Source organism: Paraburkholderia sp. CI3 (assembly GCF_050436505.1).
GTDB classification, from domain to species: domain Bacteria; phylum Pseudomonadota; class Gammaproteobacteria; order Burkholderiales; family Burkholderiaceae; genus Paraburkholderia; species Paraburkholderia tuberum.
The window spans coordinates 66,736-82,230 of sequence record NZ_JBNDMI010000001.1; the positions used below are offsets into that span (position 1 = coordinate 66,736).

A 15,495-nucleotide genomic window follows, 5' to 3' on the forward strand; every position below is an offset into this window, starting at 1 on the left:
GGTGGCGGAGCGGCCGTGACTGAAATGCGAACCGGAATCACGTGGGGAAAACACGCCGCTTTCATGCGGGGCCACGAGTGGTGCGCTGCCTCCACGATCTCTGATTGAATGCGTAACGTTCGGTCTGTGTCGACACGTCGCGCGAGCCGGAGTGCCTCGACATCGCACGACGGCGTCCAACACCGCGAAACCACGGCCGCTTTGAGAACGCCGTTCCAGGCACACATATTCGGCGCTCAGCTGGGCAGCCGTTGGCTCTGGCGCCCCGGAACTCGACCGACGCGCCCCCGATGCGGAGACGCGTTTCCGGTATATATAAAGCCTGGAGCTCAGGGTTTGGTCCGTGACTAATCGATAGCCGGTATGGAGCTAGTTGCAGGATATTTCTTCGTACACCTAAGTTATCGTCCCCCTTCCAACCTGAGCCGTAGCTGGATATTCGAAACCTTAGCGTCGAAATTATTACTTGCAGTCTCCGTGAAACATAGTCGAACAATATTCACTTGCGTGAAAGCCCCGTCCGTCGGCGCTTCGCTGCAGTTCCCGGAAATTGTTTCACGGCGCACCATACGAGAGCCAGAAAAAATGGCGAGTGGGCGAGGGTTGGACAGGAAGTCATGTGTGACTGAGGTCTGTTTGTAGTGAATATTACGTAATCTGTAACGCTGCATGAGGCTCCTGGCCGACGGCTTTCCGGACGTTCCGCGGCGCGCCCCGACGCGGTAGACGTGGGATGCTTTCGGCGCTCGCGGCTGCGCAATACGATCTAAATTTGCGCAACTAACCGTCAAGCGCGCACGTTACCTTGAGAGTAGGCGGCACCGCGAGGCAGTCTGCAAAGGCGCAAGCCGCGGCGTCGAACGTGCCGAGCAGCCCGATTTCCGTCAGCATTCTGACGGGTAGCAAATTACATGAGGCAACGACCACGGTCGGGTAACAAATATCCTGAGTCAATGCGTCCAAATGAACTATACGACGGTCGGGGTGGATATCGCGAAGAACGTCTTCCAGCTTCACTGGGTGGACGCCGGCACGGCTGAGATCGTGAACAGACAGCTGAAACGGGCTGCATTCCTCGAGCATATTGCGAATCGCGAACCATGTCTGATCGGCATGGAAGCCTGCGGCGGCTCCCAGCACTGGGCGCGACGATTGATGGAGATGGGTCATCAGGTCAAGCTAATGCCGGCGAAGCTCGTCAAGGCATTCAATATCGGCAACAAGAACGATCCCGCTGACGCTCGCGCGATCTGGATGGCCACGCAGATGCCGACCAAACCCGTCGCCCTGAAGACCGAGACTCAGCAGGCCGTACTGGCGCTTCACCGGTTGCGGCAACAGAAGGTCAAGTTTCGCACCATGCAGATGAACACTCTGCGAGGATTGCTCGCGGAATGCGGCGAGGTGATGGCGAAGAGCCGCGCTGCGCTGGACAAGGCGATTCCGGGTGTGCTGGCGAGGTTGTCCGAGAGACTGCCGGCGATGCTGATCGACTCACTGCGCGAGCTATGAACGATCTCGACCGGCTCGACAGGCAGATCGCCGACATCGAACGGCGTCTGCAGACATGGATGAAAGAAGACAGGGCGTGCAAGGCAATCGCCGCGATCCCTGGCGTGGGGCTGCTGACGGCAACGGCGACTGTTGCCACGATGGGCGACGCGAAAGCGTTCAGGTCTGGGCGGGAATTCGCCGCCTGGCTTGGCCTGGTCCCCAAACAGATTGGCACCGGCGGCAAAATTCAGTTGCTGGGCATCAGTAGGCGTGGCGACACATACGTGCGCACGCTGCTGATCCACGGCGCACGCAGCGTGCTCTTCCATGGGAAGCATGGCGGAACGTGGGCCGAACAACTGCAGAAGCGGCGACCGCCAAACGTGGCCGCAGTAGCACCGACGAACAAGCATCTGACAACAAGGGCGGCTTGATCGGTTTGACAGAAAAAGTAAAGCTTGCAGGAACGATGTCGAAAGGTTGCGTTGGCAATCGAGCGTGATGACAAGACAGGTCGGACCGTGACTCGCAGAACCTGAAAGATAATTCGAGCGTCCAGCTCGTGCGACAAATGAGGTGCGAGTCAGCGGATTTCATCGGGGCCCGCAGCGTATGAGGCTGTAAGAGGCCGCATATAAAGCTGCAACCTATCCTGTCGAATCAACACGCAAGAAAATCTGGCGCATCGGGGGCGACCATAGATTCATATAATTCATCTTGGCCGGTAGTGAGGAGTCGGAGGCGGCGTAGCCGCCGGAGCAGGCGTGAAGGGGAATGCCGGCTGCACAGACCTGGCGGAAAAAATGAAGCGCTAGAAAGTTGGGGCGTCCATTCCCTTCAGTTGCGGACAACGGCACACAAACGCCAAGGCCTCACATGTAACGGGGCGCCCTACACGCAAACGTAAGCGAATTTTGAACCGGGCGTCGAAGAGGCCGAGGGTGCAGGTGACGTCGACCGGGACGCTGTGTGCCGGAGATTGCCAGCGTCCGCCAAGATGGGGTAGGGTGCCGGGTTTCACGCATTGGACGGGAGCGGGCATGAACCAACATGGACAGGATAAGGCGGCTGCGGCTGGTACCGGCTGTACCAGGACCGCCGCGTTTGGCCGGGTGAACGCGGTGCAGCGGATCCCCATTGGGCTGCGCTCCGACGGCGGATCTCGACAGTTGGGCGGATTCGACGCTTTGTGGGCAGGGCGCCGCGCTGCCAGTGCAGGCGGCTGTCTGTCAAGCGAACAGGAGCTCTACATCTCCGCAAATGCATCATGACGAAATCCGTGATCGCAGCCGGCGACTACGCCGGGCTACATGATGGTGTGGTCGGCGTGGTCGAGTCCGCGCGGAAGGCGGCCGCCCGCAATGTCAATGCGGTGATGACTGCGGCCTATTGGGAAATTGGGCGGCGCATCGTAGGCAGTGAGCAGGGCGGGCAGGCGCGCGCCGGCTATGGGCAGGCGCTGATCGCACACCTCGCCGAGGACCTGACGCGCCGCTTTGGTCGCGGGTTCGGTCGCGCCAATCTGGCGAGCATGCGCGCCTTCTATCTCGCCTGGCCTGAGGAAGAGATTTTCCAGACACTGTCTGGAAAATCGGCGGCTACAGGAACCGTCCAGACACCGTCTGTAAAATCCCCTTCGGCTCACGGAGCCCTCGCAACGGGCGCAACGACGCCCGACTACCTGTCTCTGGCCAGCCGCTTCACACTACCGTGGTCTGCCTATGTGCGGCTGCTCTCCGTGAAGACGGCGGGCGCCCGAACCTTTTACGAGACGGAAGCGTTACGACAAGGGTGGTCGGTGCGCCAGCTCGACCGTCAGATCGGTAGTCAGCTTTATGAACGACTGGCTCTCTCCCGCAACAAGGCGGTACTTCTCAGCAAGGCCGGCGATGCGCAGCCGGGTGATGCGGTGACACCCGAGCAGGCGATCCGCGATCCGTTTGTCCTCGAGTTCCTCGATCTGCGGGACGAGTACTCGGAGTCGGATCTTGAGGCTGCCCTGATTCAGCATCTCGCGGATTTTCTGCTGGAACTCGGCGACGACTTTGCGTTTCTCGGCCGTCAGCGTCGCTTGCGGATCGACGATACATGGTTCCGCGTCGATCTGCTGTTTTTCCACCGGCGGTTGAAGTGTCTCGTGATCATCGATCTGAAGGTCGGCCGCTTCAGCTACGCGGACGCCGGGCAGATGCACCTCTATCTGAACTATGCGCGCGAACACTCGATGAAGCCCGGCGAGAATCCACCGGTTGGCCTCATTCTGTGCGCAGAAAAGGGCTCCGCTGAGGCGCACTACGCGCTCGACAACCTGCCAAACAAGATCCTTGCGGCGGAGTATCAAACGGTCTTGCCCGATGAGGCGACGATTGCGAGAGAGCTTGAACGGACCAGGGAAGAGCTGGAACGACGGACCCCGGGTGCGTAAGTTCGGTTTTTGCAGTCGGAGTTAACGTCTTGACATGCGACGGGCGGACAGCGTATCGGCAGTTTGACGTGTCCCTTGGCTTCGCACCTCCACTTAGCGGCGCCAGATCCGTTGAGTGGAGATCAAACGATGCAACAACTAGATCCGATGAATTGATCCGATCACGTAGAACGTATTAAATCTGTCTCAGTTGCGTGAATAAATTTGTCAACTCGCGTCGGCGCTCGAAGTCGCAACTAACCGTCAGTCCGCGTAACCACTTCCACCGCTTCGCCGCAAACCGTCCTGCAAACAGGAGCGCAGTTTGCCACCCGGCGGACGTCAACGAACTGCGACGATCATCCGTTCGGCACGCCGCGGGTTTCGCTGCCTAGTCGTAGAAGCACTCGGCGAAATGTCGGCCTCGAGATGCCACGCCGCGCACAGACGAGACCTGCGTTGCAGGTCTCGCTATACATCAGCATCCAACGCAATCGAGTCGACGAAATCTCTCGGTCCATCGCTTCATTTTAGTTGAAACGATCTCTGTGAATCACACATCTAATCGATAGCCGGTAAGCGTGGCATCAGCACCGTCTTGCTTTAGGATGACGACTTTCAAGCCGAGAGCAGCGAGCGCTGCAAGGGTTAGATTTGAAATCCGACCGCTTTCGAGGCTGACACCCTTGATGCGTCGCAAATCGTCGCGGTGAGTTTGGGCAACGGGGGCGAGCTGGGGGGTGGTGCCGCGAGCCTTTCACCCAAATGCTTCGCAATCGCCTATACCTGCTTGTAGCCTTTCTGGTGCTGCTTAGTCGAGCAATAGCGATTGCCCGTGAAGAATGGCGGATCCTTGCCCCAGTCGAGGAGGTAGACACTGGCCGACTTACAACAGGACTGCCTGCTGCAAAAGTTCCAGAGCCTTCATTTCGTCCAGTCGACCCGTGCGTGCCTTGCCTGCCAGAGTCTTGATCAATGCTTCCGCGATTGGCGCGATACCGTAGAGATTGTCCAGGCTGGTGACGGAGGCGGGGAGCGACGCGAGCTTCTGTTGCGGTAGTGCGGTCAGCGGATGCGTCTCAACGGTTGCCGACGTGAACGCCAGCAGCTTGCCATCACTTCCTTCAGAAGAGCGACCGGGGCCCTCGGCGGGGGCACCGCTTAAGTGATCTTGTTGGTTGACGACGATCGCCTCTTTCTCTCGTGCGACATCCGCTGGAGCAGGTGAGGAGCTTTCCGGCTCGATCGGGACGCCCGCCCGCGTGCGCCGCGTGTGCGCCTTCGCAGTTGCGGACTTGCCAGATGCATCATCCTTCGTTGCGGCCGAGATCGGCTCGTGTTGTTCCACGGCACGACCGCGCGAAGCAGGGGTCAGCAAACGCGACACCGACTCGGGAATCTCAGCTTCAGAGCGCGGCGTGTCCAGCCAGCCAGTTGGCAAACCAAGTCGCTCCGTGAAACGGCTTGCTTCGACATCGTCCATGCGTTTCTTGCCATACAGTCGATGGGCCATGTTGGAACCGGTCATCTCCATGACTACACCGAGTCTTGCCTTGGACCCGTTACGACTCGTGAGGACGTGAAGGTTCTGCCGCCGAACGTTTTCGACCGTGGCGCTGTCGTCTAACGCCAGCGGTTGCTGCCGGGTCGTTTCGGAAGAGGTCCTGGATTTCGAAGGTGAAGCTTTTTTTCGTGGCGTATGAGCGTCAGTTTGTCTGGCCAACTGGCTTCGACTCTTTTTGGCGGCCCCCGACGACCCGCCCGTTGCTTTCTTTGGCATTTCCGTTTCCTCGGACAGGTTATCTTCAAGAAATGGTTGATGGCCGCCGTTCGCGGCGGAAGCCGGTATGAGCGTTTCAGACTCAACCTCTGGCTCGCTGTCTGTTTTGACAAAGTCGAGCGGTGACTTGAGGCGGGCGATGGTTTCGGGCGCGAGGACAGGATGGGGCTGGTCAAAAAAACCATGCGGCAGCCCAAGCGTAGTTTCCATATGAAAAGCGGTCTCGGGCGTGAATCCTTCGCCCTTCATCAGTTCAGCCACCCTCGTCATGTTCGATTCGAGTCCTAACGCGATATTCTCTGCACCCACCGCATCGACGAGAAACTGAAACGATCGTGTTTTGAAAATCGACGCAGTCTGGGCGGAGTCTCGAGGAGGTGCCTTCACGTACGGTTGTCCCTGCCGGTTGGGCGGAGATTTTTTCGCGTGGCGAGGTTGGCGTTGGCCGCTGTCCCGAGGTCCCGCATATCGTCCGCGGGGTTGACTCATAAAATAGGGCTCCGTGCGATCATTAAGGTTCCGACTCGGGAATTATAGACGAGGGGCAATGCCGGCATCCGATGCGTCAGCCTCTCCATGGAGCGGAAATAGACGCACGCGACGCACGATTGATCAAGAGTAGCTGCTGGCGTTGTCCGATTTTCCAAGTTCAACCCCAACGTTGCGAACGGCGGCATACGGTGAACGAGGTTTAACGCGTACAGTCGGCCACGAGTTGCCCTGCAGTGCTCCGAGGAACCCCCGTTGGATTTGGCTGCATTGTTCCAAAACCTGACGGACGAGCTACGCACACAATTCGGCCTTATGGAAAGCTTCGCATAAGGCCGATTATGCAAAGTCGTTGATTATGGAAAGTAGCCGAGCCGATTGCCGACGAGGCCCGGCAAACAAGGGGCCGGCAGCAGGCGGTTCAGCCGGGAACTCGACATAATTTCAGCGTTGATCTGGAGTAACGGTTCCACTTCAGGGGACCGTTATGAAGCCAACCAGTTTGCACGAAGCCAGGGCCCGGTCTTGTAGACCACTTCCGGCTCACATTACTGACGAATTGCGCCGCTACGATGCGTATCTGCACGATGCGCGGGGACTGGCAGCCACAACACGGAGTAATCAACTCTGCATAGTCGGTTTGTTCTTGCGACAGAATTTCGAGCGGCGCGCAGTCGATCCGAGAAAGCTGCGCCCTGACGATATTCGTCGGTTCCTTTCGTCACAGTCAGGGGCCGGAGGCTCAGCCTCCTATGCTTCTCAACTGGCTTGTACCTTACGCAGTTATTTGCGTTACCGGGCGACGTGCGGCGACCAGGTCTGCAAGCTCAGCGCCGTCATCCTGAATCCCGTCCATTGGAAGCTCGCATCGCTGCCACGCGCGCTCGCGCCAGAGGAAGTTGAGTACCTCCTGGGCGCGGTTGCAGGCGCTCGCCGCTGGCCGAAGCGTGGCTATGCGATTGTCCGTCTGGCGCTGGACATGGGGCTGCGTTCTGCCGAAATCGCGCAACTCATGATCAGCGACATCGACTGGCGCGCAGGCACAGCGACGTTGAGGGGCACAAAGTCGCTGCGGCAGGACGTACTACCGCTGCCGATGGAAACCGGGCAGGCACTCGCTGACTATCTGCAACATGAGCGTCCGATGAGCGGCCATCCGGCGATCTTCGTCCGGCAGGTGGCGCAGCGAGACCAGCCGATTACGCCCAGGGCGATCCAGAAGATGATCAAACGGGCCTGCTGTCGCATCGGCTTGCCACACCACAGTGCTCACGCGCTTCGACATACCCTGGCATGCCGCCTGGTTGAGAACGGCAGTTCGCTCAAGGAAGTAGCCGACCTGCTGCGCCACCGTTCGCTCAATACCACCCTGATCTACGCCAAGCTCGACACGCCGAAGCTGGCGGCTGTTGCCCTGCCGTGGCCCGGGAGCCAATCATGAGCGCACGGGTCAGCTTGCAGAAGAGGATCGACAACTACCTTGCCGAACGGCACCGTTTGGGTTTCGAGTTGCGCTCGCGGAGCACGCTATTAGCCAGCTTCGCCCGTTATGTCGCGAGCCTGAATCATCGTGGAGCGCTGACGACAGAGCTCATGGCGGATTGGGCGCGACAGGATAAATGGCACCATGACACCCCTGCTACCTGGGCTGCACGTTTAGCGATTGTTCGCCACTTCGCCCGCTACCTGAGGCAGTTCGAGCCTGACACTGAGATTCCGGAGGAACCGGTCTTCGGCCCTGAGCGGGCACGCGTCGCCCCGCACATCTTCCATGAAGAGGAAGTCATTGCATTGCTGGCTGCGGCCCGTCGGCTCGGGCCAAAGGGGAGTCTGCGCCCAGCGACGTATGAGACCCTGTTTGGCCTGATGGCCTCAACAGGGTTGCGAATCTCGGAGGCCATCCACCTACGCGATGCCGATGTCGATCTGAAGCGCGGGATGCTGACTGTGCGGCAGACCAAGTTCGCCAAGTCACGACAGTTGCCCATTCATACGAGCACGGTTGCCGCGTTAGCGCGGTACCGGCGGCAGCGCGAACGGCAGGTTGCCACGAACCCCAGCATGTCGTTCCTGGTCAGCAGCCGTGGTCAGCGGTTGGGACAACCTCTTGGTGAACGACAGGCTCAACGTGTCTTCAACGCGCTGCGTGACAGCCTCGGCTGGGTGAATCGTGGTGCCCACGCAGCGCCCCGGCTTCATGATCTGCGACATACCTTTGCGGTGCGTCGCATGATGCTCTGGCATGCCGAGGGCACCGACATCGAGCAGATGATGCTGGCGCTATCAACCTATCTGGGCCATGCGGAAATCTTCTACACGTACTGGTATCTGACGGCAGTTCCGGAACTGATGGCCGTCGCCGGCGCCAGGTTCGAGCGTTTCGCCGATGTCGCGGGAGACGGCAATGAATAGGCGATCCAAGGCACCGCCTTCGTTTGCAGCGCTCGTGCAAGCGTGGTTCGCCGAATACCTCACCCAGCAGCGAGCGCTTAGTGCACATACCATAGCCGCCTATCGCGACAGCTTCGTCCTCTTCCTTGAGTTCGCCGAGGCGCGCCTGGTCAAGTCGCCAGCCACGATGACACTGGCGGATATGACGCCGGAACTGATCATGGGCTTCCTCGATCATCTGGAACGCCAGCGGCACAATTGCGTGCGCAGTCGCAATGCGCGACTTGCGGCGCTTCGCTCGTTCCTGAAGTTCGCAGCGCATCGCGATGTAGCGTCATTGCACGTGATCGAATGCGCCTTGGGCGTTCCAGTCAAGCGCTTCGAGCGCCCAACGCTTAGCTATCTGTCGCGCGAAGAGATGCTGGCTGTGATCGGTAAGCCGGATGATTCCTGGCTAAGCCAACGCGATCATGCGCTGTTCCTGCTGATGTACAACACCGGAGCGCGTGTCTCGGAGATCATCGGGGTAAAAGTTGGCGACGTGGTCCTGGACGAGGGTTCTGCCTGCGTCCATTTGCGTGGCAAAGGACGAAAGCAGCGCAGCGTCCCGTTGTGGCGGTCAACTGCGAAGACGATACGGGCATGGCTGAAGGTAAATCCTGAATTCCAACCCACATCGCCGCTGTTTCCGAACCGGAATGGCCATGCAATGACGAGAGCCAATGTTGCATTGAGGCTAACACTGGCTACCGGGAACGCAGCCGGAACCTGCCCCAGCCTTGCAAAGCGACATGTATCGCCTCATACCGTCCGTCACGCCACCGCCATGCATTTACTTCAGGCAGGTGTCGACATCAGCGTCATTGCACTATGGCTCGGACATGAGAGCCCCATCACGACGCACCACTATGTCGAAGCCGATCTCAACATGAAGGAACGTGCTCTGGCCAGGCTTCACGAACCGCAGACCGGAATTCAGCGCTATCGGGCACCGGACTCGCTGATCAACTTCCTGAAGGCACTGTAATTATGAAGGCTGGAATTCGAACTGGCCGCTGCCCATCGGCTCTCTGGGGGGCGCCGGCCAGCTACTTTCCATAATCAACGACTTGGCATAATCGGCCAAAGCCGACATTGGGACGGGCCGCGTTGTGCGTCAGCAATGTGGCGGATTGCTGACGGTGGCGGCATCGAACAACCCGACGGCAGCTTCCTGCATCAGCGAACTCACACTCCCGACCCATTGCTGACGGTCGGTTCGTCCCGGTTCCAACGACAGGTATCAGATTGGAAGGGACATACCGGGCCTTCGTCTATGGACTCGTCATCGGCCTCTACTGACGTTCAGGTATCGCCGTTCATGAGACGGCTTCAAGCACCTCGCGGCCGTTGACGGTGTTGTTGTTCACCTTGCCCTCCTGATCACCGCGCGAACACTGACGCCCGCAGGGCGTTGGATTCCGTTCAGTATAGGTGGCGCCAATGCGGGTACGAAGAGAGGTAACAACGTTTGTCGGACGTGGTTCATAGCTAAGCGACGCCCGAAAGCACTCGATTTCCGGACTGCTGACGTGTCGAGAGATGCACCGGCATAGCACTCGGTACCATGGTAAAGGCAGTGACCTCCTTTATCGTGTCTGGATCGACAGCCATCCGGACGGAGAAGTTTGCAATCAGCATTGACAGCACCAGTCGCATTTCCACGGAGGCCAGGTGCCGCCCCGGACACACTCGTGGGCCAGCTCCGAATTGCAGGTAGGCGCGGGGCTCATGCGTCTCACGCCGGTGACCCGGTTCGTGCAGCCAGCGATCGGGGTCGAACTGCTCAGGATGCGAAAAATTACGTTCGTCGAGCGTGGCGGGTCGATTCAAGAAAAACATCTTGGTGCCTGCCGGCAGCATGATATCGGAGAGGCAGACGTCCTCCAGCGGCTCAAACGAGTTCACAGCAGCGACAGGACGTAGCCTGCCGGTTTCAGTGCAAACCGCCTCAAACAAATCCAGCTCCTTCAACGAGCTGTATTCCGGGCAAACGCGTGCCGAGCCAAGTACGCCGCGCGCGGTTTCGAAGAGGCGCTGCTGCAAATCGGGATCGGCCGCAATGTATAGAAGCGTCCATGCGACAGAGTTGGCGGTCGTGTCTTCGCCTGCAAGCAGCAGCGTGAGAACATTTGCCGCGACCTGATCGTCGGTTACGCCAGAACCGGGCGCATCGCGCAAGGCCAGCATCGCTTCGAGCAAATGGCGTGGCGAGTCTGAAGGATCATCCCGCATTCGTTCGCGTGCGCGCCGCATCATATCGCGGACGTACCGGTGTACTTCGAGCAGTGCGCTATCGAGTCTGCGGTCTCGAGGCAGCCTCACATATCGCCAATATGGGAATGGCGCGTTGATGCGGTTCATCAACATTGGGAATATCAGAGCGAGGTGCTCTTGAATTACGCCGCGATTCATTTCAAGCGTCCTGGGGTCCTCACCGAAAGCAAGGGAGCTCGTGACATCCACGGTGTAGCGCTTAAGATCTTCCGTCATCTCGACGATAGTCCCTTGCGCCGCTGCGCGTTGCCACCGGAGGTAAAGCCGCTCAGTGATGGCTTTCAGGCTCGGATAAAAAGCCTTGACATGCGGGATCGACAGCGCCTGCATGATGAGTCTGCGTTGAGGTTCCCACGCGGCACCCTCAGCGGAAAAAAGCCCATTACAGCCAATTTCCGCCAGCACCGACTCCATTGACGCATACCGGCGATATCGGTGAGGACGTTCGCGCATGATGGTCTGGCACAACTCCGGGTCTGTCCAGACCGTCACAGGCATTCGGCAGATCTGGAATCTGAAAGGCGACCCGAGCTCTTCCGCCCAATGTTCCAGGACGAGGTGGAGCTTCGTGGGTGACAACTGATGCAGGTTGCCGAGAAAGGGTAGGCCCTTCGGGCACGGAAGATCTGCAACCTGCCTGTAGTGTGTGCGACAGCTGGACGTTGCGCTCATGAGCCAGCCCCTTGTTTCGTGCGTCACTTGCCGAGGGAATCGGAACTCGACGCTGACCATCACTCAAAAAGCATAGTTCATTGCGCGCGTGCAATTCGGCACGAATCTCGAGCGTAAAAATACATGCAGCGTCACAACGTAGTATTCGCTTCAGTCGCGCGGGGAAGAGCAATGGATCCACGTTCACGGATTTCGGGATATGTACGCGGGAATAGCAGCAACACCCTGATGAACCATTCGACGCTCTCGTCGCGTCGGATCGAATACGGGTGCAGAATTTCACCGTCTTCGCGCAAACGGTCGAAGCGAAGCACACCACGGTTCGGATAGCGGGGCTCTTCTTCGGTGCGCTCCTCACTCATTCGAAAGAAGTCTTCGCTGCTGAAGTTGAGATGTGCGGACTATTCCGCTTTTGACAGCCGGTCTTTCAGGAAATCCAACTCCGTCAGATGAGACCAAAACCACTGAGATACGAGGAGACGCAGCCTCGACTTTCGTTGAATTTCAAGAGGCATTTTGCGAACTCATCCCCGCGGACGGTCAAATTCCGCCGGGTATGGTCACTTCAAATTCCCCCACCTGACGACCGTCGATTGAGCTGACGGGAGAAGTGTTGCAGGACGTCTATCTTCGTCTCCTTCGAACAAGAAGGAGTTCAGGGAGTGAACGTCTTGAAGCCGCACCTGCAAAGCACCGTATTCACATTACTCGAGCGTAACAAGAGCCAGCGCCAGATCCAGCGGCTCACGGGCATCGACCGCAAGACGATCCGTCGCTATCAGGCGATCTTCGAGTCCGAGAAGTCCGCTTCGGCAAACTCCTCCATGGTGACCATCGGCTCCGAAACGGTCGTCACGCAAACTCCTCCACCGCCGCGACCACCGGCTAGCGACGATTCCGGCAAGACCACAGCGTTCAATTTCTCGCGCTCGGCAAGCGAACTGCATCGCGAATGGATCGAGCAGCAGGTCCGCCTGAGGCGCAACGCGCAGGCGATCTATCAGGACGTGGCCGATCAGTTCCACTCACAACGACGTCCACACCTTCATCCGGCACTGACGTCACAGGGAGCGCCGCCGGCGGCATGATGTGAACTGAGGCAGTCTGAGCAGAGGTCGTTTAAGACACTATGACTTTCCGTGAGGTAGAGGCTGGCCCGCCGTGAGGAATCAAACGCGGGTTAGCATCGCTGCCAGAGCCGCACGGTGTGGACGGTGCCACACCCGGCGATTTCCCGCACGGAGGCCAGCATGGAACACGATAGCAGGCTGTACGTAGGACTCGACGTTCACAAGGATTCGATCACTGTCGCCTATGCGTTCGGCACGGGCGAGGTCGAACTGCTCGGCAAGACCGGTACGACGAAGACGGATATCGATCGCCTGTGCAAGCGTCTTCAATCGAAAGCGCGACACGTACGCGTTGTTTACGAGGCAGGACCATGTGGCTACGGCCTTTACCGGAAACTGGTCCAGAAAGGATTCGACTGCATGGTGTGCGCGCCGTCATTGATTCCCAGAAAGCCCGGCGAGCGCGTCAAGACGGATCGGCGCGATGCGGTCAAGCTTGTGCGGTCCCTACGGGCCGGTGACCTGTCAGCTGTGTACGTGCCGACCGTCGAGGACGAGGCATTTCGCGACCTCGCCCGCGCATGGATGACGGCCAAAGACGATTTGAGGCAGGCGCGGCAGCGGCTCAAGTCGTTCCTGCTCGCGCACGATGTACGCTATGCCGGTCATGCCGACTGGGGACCAGCTCACCGACGCTGGGTGAGCCAGTATGCGTTCGGTAGCGAATGGCAACAATTCGCGTTCGAGGAACTTCGGCGTACGATCGAAGATCGGCTCGCGCAATGCCAGCGTGTTGAAGCCGCCTTGCGTGAGGCAGTGACAAACTGGCGGTTCTATCCGGCCGTCCTGGGTCTGCAGGCCATGCGCGGTGTGCAGTTCACCACGGCCGTTGGAATGCTTGCCGAACTCGGCGATCTGTCACGCTTTGAGCATCCGCGTCAATTGATGGCATGGCTCGGCGTCGTCCCGTCAGAACACTCATCGGGTGACAAGCGACGGCAGGCAAGCATCACCAAGACCGGCAATAGCTACGCCAGAAAGTTGCTCGTGGAGGCGGCCTGGAGCTATCGGCATCCGGCACGTGTAAGCGCCGACATTCAGTGTCGGCATGAAGGCATTCCCAAGGCCATCATCGATCGCGCCTGGGACGCGCAGGTTCGACTATGTCGCCGATACCGGAGGCTGGCCGCGCGTGGCAAGAATGCCAATACGACGGTCGTGGCCGTCGCCCGTGAACTGTCAGGTTTCATCTGGGACATCGGGCGCCTGGCGATGTCGCTCGCGTTGCCTTATCGCAGAGAGGCAACCTGATTACGAAGCACCACGTCGCTCACCCCATAGATCCACGAGTTTCCTGAAGGCGGCGTAGCCCGGCTACTCGAGTAACCCGCGGCACAACCCCGCAACGGATATCACCCGACTTGCGGCTTAAGAATGCGGCAGGCTCATGAGACGGTCCATGTAATGCGGTAACCAACCCGCGGATATCAGGATGATCCACCGTCGAGATTTACTGCTACGCCGCCCTCAGGGAATTCATTTGCGCATGAGAACACTACAAACCACACATTCCGATTGACACGGAAAGTCATATCGGTTGTTCGATGCCTGCCATCGTTCGCAGGAATGTGAGTGCGCCACCGCGCATTGCTGGCAGGCATCGAACAACCCTAAACGCCTGATGCCCGACAAGTGCGGGCCGCGAATGAAGCAGAGAACTTACCGTTTGCCGGCCCTTATCCACATTGCCGGCGAGAGGCCCTCATTTTTCAATTGCGTTCCAGCTCGAATGGCTTGCTTCGAATCCAGTCGTCGGCTATCCATAGATTTGTCACTCATCGTTTGAACGTTAATCGGTTTGGGGAGGTGTCTTATGAAGACGCTGTTCACTGCCATTGTCCTTGTCCTGTGTGCCGTGTTTGTGCCCGCTGAGGCACAGCAACAGGCACCAAAGCTGCCGCGAGTGGGCTTTCTCTCGCCCCTGGGCCCCTCCTCGATCGCCCTTGGCGAATTCCGACAAGGCCTTGCCGACCTGGGGTACATCGATGGCAAGAACATCATCATCGAGCCGCGCTTCGCGGAAGGCCAGTATGACCGACTGCCGGCACTCGCTGCCGACCTGGTCAGCCTCAAGGTGAACGTCATCGCCTCTGCTGGGCGCCGTGACGGCTCGCGCTGCCCGCAAAGCGACCACCACGATCCCGACCGTGTTCGCGATAGTGGTCGATCCGGTAGGTGACGATGTGGTCAAAAGTATGCAGCGGCCAGGCGAAAACATCACTGGCGTGACGAGCTTTGATCCACAGCAACCCAGGAAGCAGCTCGAGCTCCTCAAGGAAGTTGTCCCGAGTCTCAGGCGTGTCGCTATCCTGGCCGACCACGGTCTTTCTGAGCCGTGGTTAACGGCACACGAGGAGCAGGCCCGAGCACTGGGCCTCCAGCCTCAACGACTCCTCATTGCAGAACCGAATCCCGATCTCGAGGGAGTCTTCGCCGCTATCCGGCAGGCGCATGCCGACGCCGTGCTGATGTTGCAGGAGCCGGTGGTGGTGGCGCATTCGAAGGAGATCGCCGAGTTGGCGGCGAAGGACCGGCTTCCCACCATGTTTCCGCAGAGTCTAGGCGGCTCGGGAGCGCTCATCGCCTATGGCACAAGTGTTGGCGATGCACTTCGGCGAGAGGCGATGTACGTGGACAAGATCCTGAAGGGGGCGAAGCCTGGCGAGCTGCCCGTGGAGACGGTCACGCGCTACGAACTGATTCTGAACCTGAAGACAGCTCGGGATATCGGCGCCACAATCCCAGCAGAGTTGATCAAACGGGCGGACAAGATGATCCAGTAGGTTGGCATCTGTTGCGAAGCCATCGGACGCGTGAGC

10 protein-coding genes and 2 pseudogenes are annotated in these 15,495 nt (G+C 59.1%); 9 read left to right on the top strand and 3 right to left on the bottom strand.

The annotated features are described in order from the left end of the window. Positions 1–963: 963 nt before the first annotated feature. Positions 964–1,928, top strand: a pseudogene (locus OKW29_RS00335) (IS110 family transposase). 833 nt (positions 1,929–2,761) lie between these two features. Next, positions 2,762–3,919: a PDDEXK nuclease domain-containing protein gene (locus OKW29_RS00340; protein ID WP_429289518.1), complete on the top strand. Its 1,158-nt coding sequence runs from the start codon at positions 2,762–2,764 to the stop codon at positions 3,917–3,919. Between the two features lie 865 nt (positions 3,920–4,784). On the opposite strand, the gene OKW29_RS00345 is transcribed toward OKW29_RS00340, so the two are convergent. Then, complete coding sequence (locus tag OKW29_RS00345; RefSeq protein WP_429289519.1) at positions 4,785–6,167, bottom strand: hypothetical protein; 1,383 nt, start codon at positions 6,165–6,167, stop codon at positions 4,785–4,787. A 487-nt stretch (positions 6,168–6,654) separates the two neighbouring features. Here OKW29_RS00345 and OKW29_RS00350 point away from each other — a divergent pair, with 487 nt between their 5' ends. From OKW29_RS00350 to OKW29_RS00360, 3 genes are read left to right on the top strand one after another with little or no spacing between them, the layout of a single operon-like run. Beyond that, positions 6,655–7,608 carry a tyrosine-type recombinase/integrase gene (locus OKW29_RS00350; protein WP_429289520.1) on the top strand — a complete coding sequence of 318 codons (954 nt, stop codon included), beginning with the start codon at positions 6,655–6,657 and terminating at the stop codon, positions 7,606–7,608. After that, positions 7,605–8,579, top strand: coding sequence for a tyrosine-type recombinase/integrase (locus OKW29_RS00355; protein ID WP_429289521.1), 975 nt, complete (start codon positions 7,605–7,607; stop codon positions 8,577–8,579). The genes OKW29_RS00350 and OKW29_RS00355 overlap by 4 nt, the downstream gene beginning before the upstream one ends. Beyond that, a complete protein-coding gene (locus OKW29_RS00360; RefSeq protein WP_429289522.1) occupies positions 8,572–9,585 on the top strand; it encodes a tyrosine-type recombinase/integrase in 1,014 nt (337 codons plus the stop codon). Before OKW29_RS00355 ends, OKW29_RS00360 begins: the two co-directional genes overlap by 8 nt. A 503-nt stretch (positions 9,586–10,088) precedes the next feature. On the opposite strand, the gene OKW29_RS00365 is transcribed toward OKW29_RS00360, so the two are convergent. Both OKW29_RS00365 and OKW29_RS00370 read right to left on the bottom strand, forming a co-directional pair. Continuing rightward, on the bottom strand, positions 10,089–11,606 hold the full coding sequence (locus tag OKW29_RS00365) for a cytochrome P450 (protein ID WP_429289523.1): 1,518 nt from the start codon (positions 11,604–11,606) through the stop codon (positions 10,089–10,091). 71 nt (positions 11,607–11,677) lie between these two features. Then, positions 11,678–11,908 (bottom strand): hypothetical protein, encoded by a 231-nt coding sequence (locus OKW29_RS00370; protein ID WP_429289524.1) that lies wholly within the window; start codon positions 11,906–11,908, stop codon positions 11,678–11,680. A gap of 264 nt (positions 11,909–12,172) precedes the next feature. Here OKW29_RS00370 and OKW29_RS00375 point away from each other — a divergent pair. From OKW29_RS00375 to OKW29_RS00390, 4 genes and pseudogenes are all read left to right on the top strand, one after another. Next, positions 12,173–12,568: pseudogene (locus tag OKW29_RS00375) on the top strand (IS21 family transposase); the annotation flags it as partial. Between the two features lie 228 nt (positions 12,569–12,796). Further along, positions 12,797–13,927 (top strand): IS110 family transposase, encoded by a 1,131-nt coding sequence (locus OKW29_RS00380; protein ID WP_429289525.1) that lies wholly within the window; start codon positions 12,797–12,799, stop codon positions 13,925–13,927. Positions 13,928–14,489: 562 nt separating this feature from the next. Beyond that, a complete protein-coding gene (locus tag OKW29_RS00385; RefSeq protein ID WP_429289526.1) occupies positions 14,490–14,855 on the top strand; it encodes a hypothetical protein in 366 nt (121 codons plus the stop codon). After that, the gene (locus OKW29_RS00390) at positions 14,824–15,459 is read left to right on the top strand and encodes an ABC transporter substrate-binding protein (protein WP_429289527.1); all 636 of its coding nucleotides are present in this window, start codon (positions 14,824–14,826) and stop codon (positions 15,457–15,459) included. Before OKW29_RS00385 ends, OKW29_RS00390 begins: the two co-directional genes overlap by 32 nt. Positions 15,460–15,495: the final 36 nt, after the last annotated feature.

What these genes read in the sequence shown, in the direction of transcription:
- OKW29_RS00340 (WP_429289518.1), top strand. Translation starts at nt 2,762, where the DNA reads ATGACGAAATCCGTGATCGCAGCCGGCGACTACGCCGGGCTACATGAT.
- OKW29_RS00345 (WP_429289519.1), bottom strand. Translation starts at nt 6,167, where the DNA reads ATGAGTCAACCCCGCGGACGATATGCGGGACCTCGGGACAGCGGCCAA.
- OKW29_RS00350 (WP_429289520.1), top strand. Translation starts at nt 6,655, where the DNA reads ATGAAGCCAACCAGTTTGCACGAAGCCAGGGCCCGGTCTTGTAGACCA.
- OKW29_RS00355 (WP_429289521.1), top strand. Translation starts at nt 7,605, where the DNA reads ATGAGCGCACGGGTCAGCTTGCAGAAGAGGATCGACAACTACCTTGCC.
- OKW29_RS00360 (WP_429289522.1), top strand. Translation starts at nt 8,572, where the DNA reads ATGAATAGGCGATCCAAGGCACCGCCTTCGTTTGCAGCGCTCGTGCAA.
- OKW29_RS00365 (WP_429289523.1), bottom strand. Translation starts at nt 11,606, where the DNA reads ATGGTCAGCGTCGAGTTCCGATTCCCTCGGCAAGTGACGCACGAAACA.
- OKW29_RS00370 (WP_429289524.1), bottom strand. Translation starts at nt 11,908, where the DNA reads ATGAGTGAGGAGCGCACCGAAGAAGAGCCCCGCTATCCGAACCGTGGT.
- OKW29_RS00380 (WP_429289525.1), top strand. Translation starts at nt 12,797, where the DNA reads ATGGAACACGATAGCAGGCTGTACGTAGGACTCGACGTTCACAAGGAT.
- OKW29_RS00385 (WP_429289526.1), top strand. Translation starts at nt 14,490, where the DNA reads ATGAAGACGCTGTTCACTGCCATTGTCCTTGTCCTGTGTGCCGTGTTT.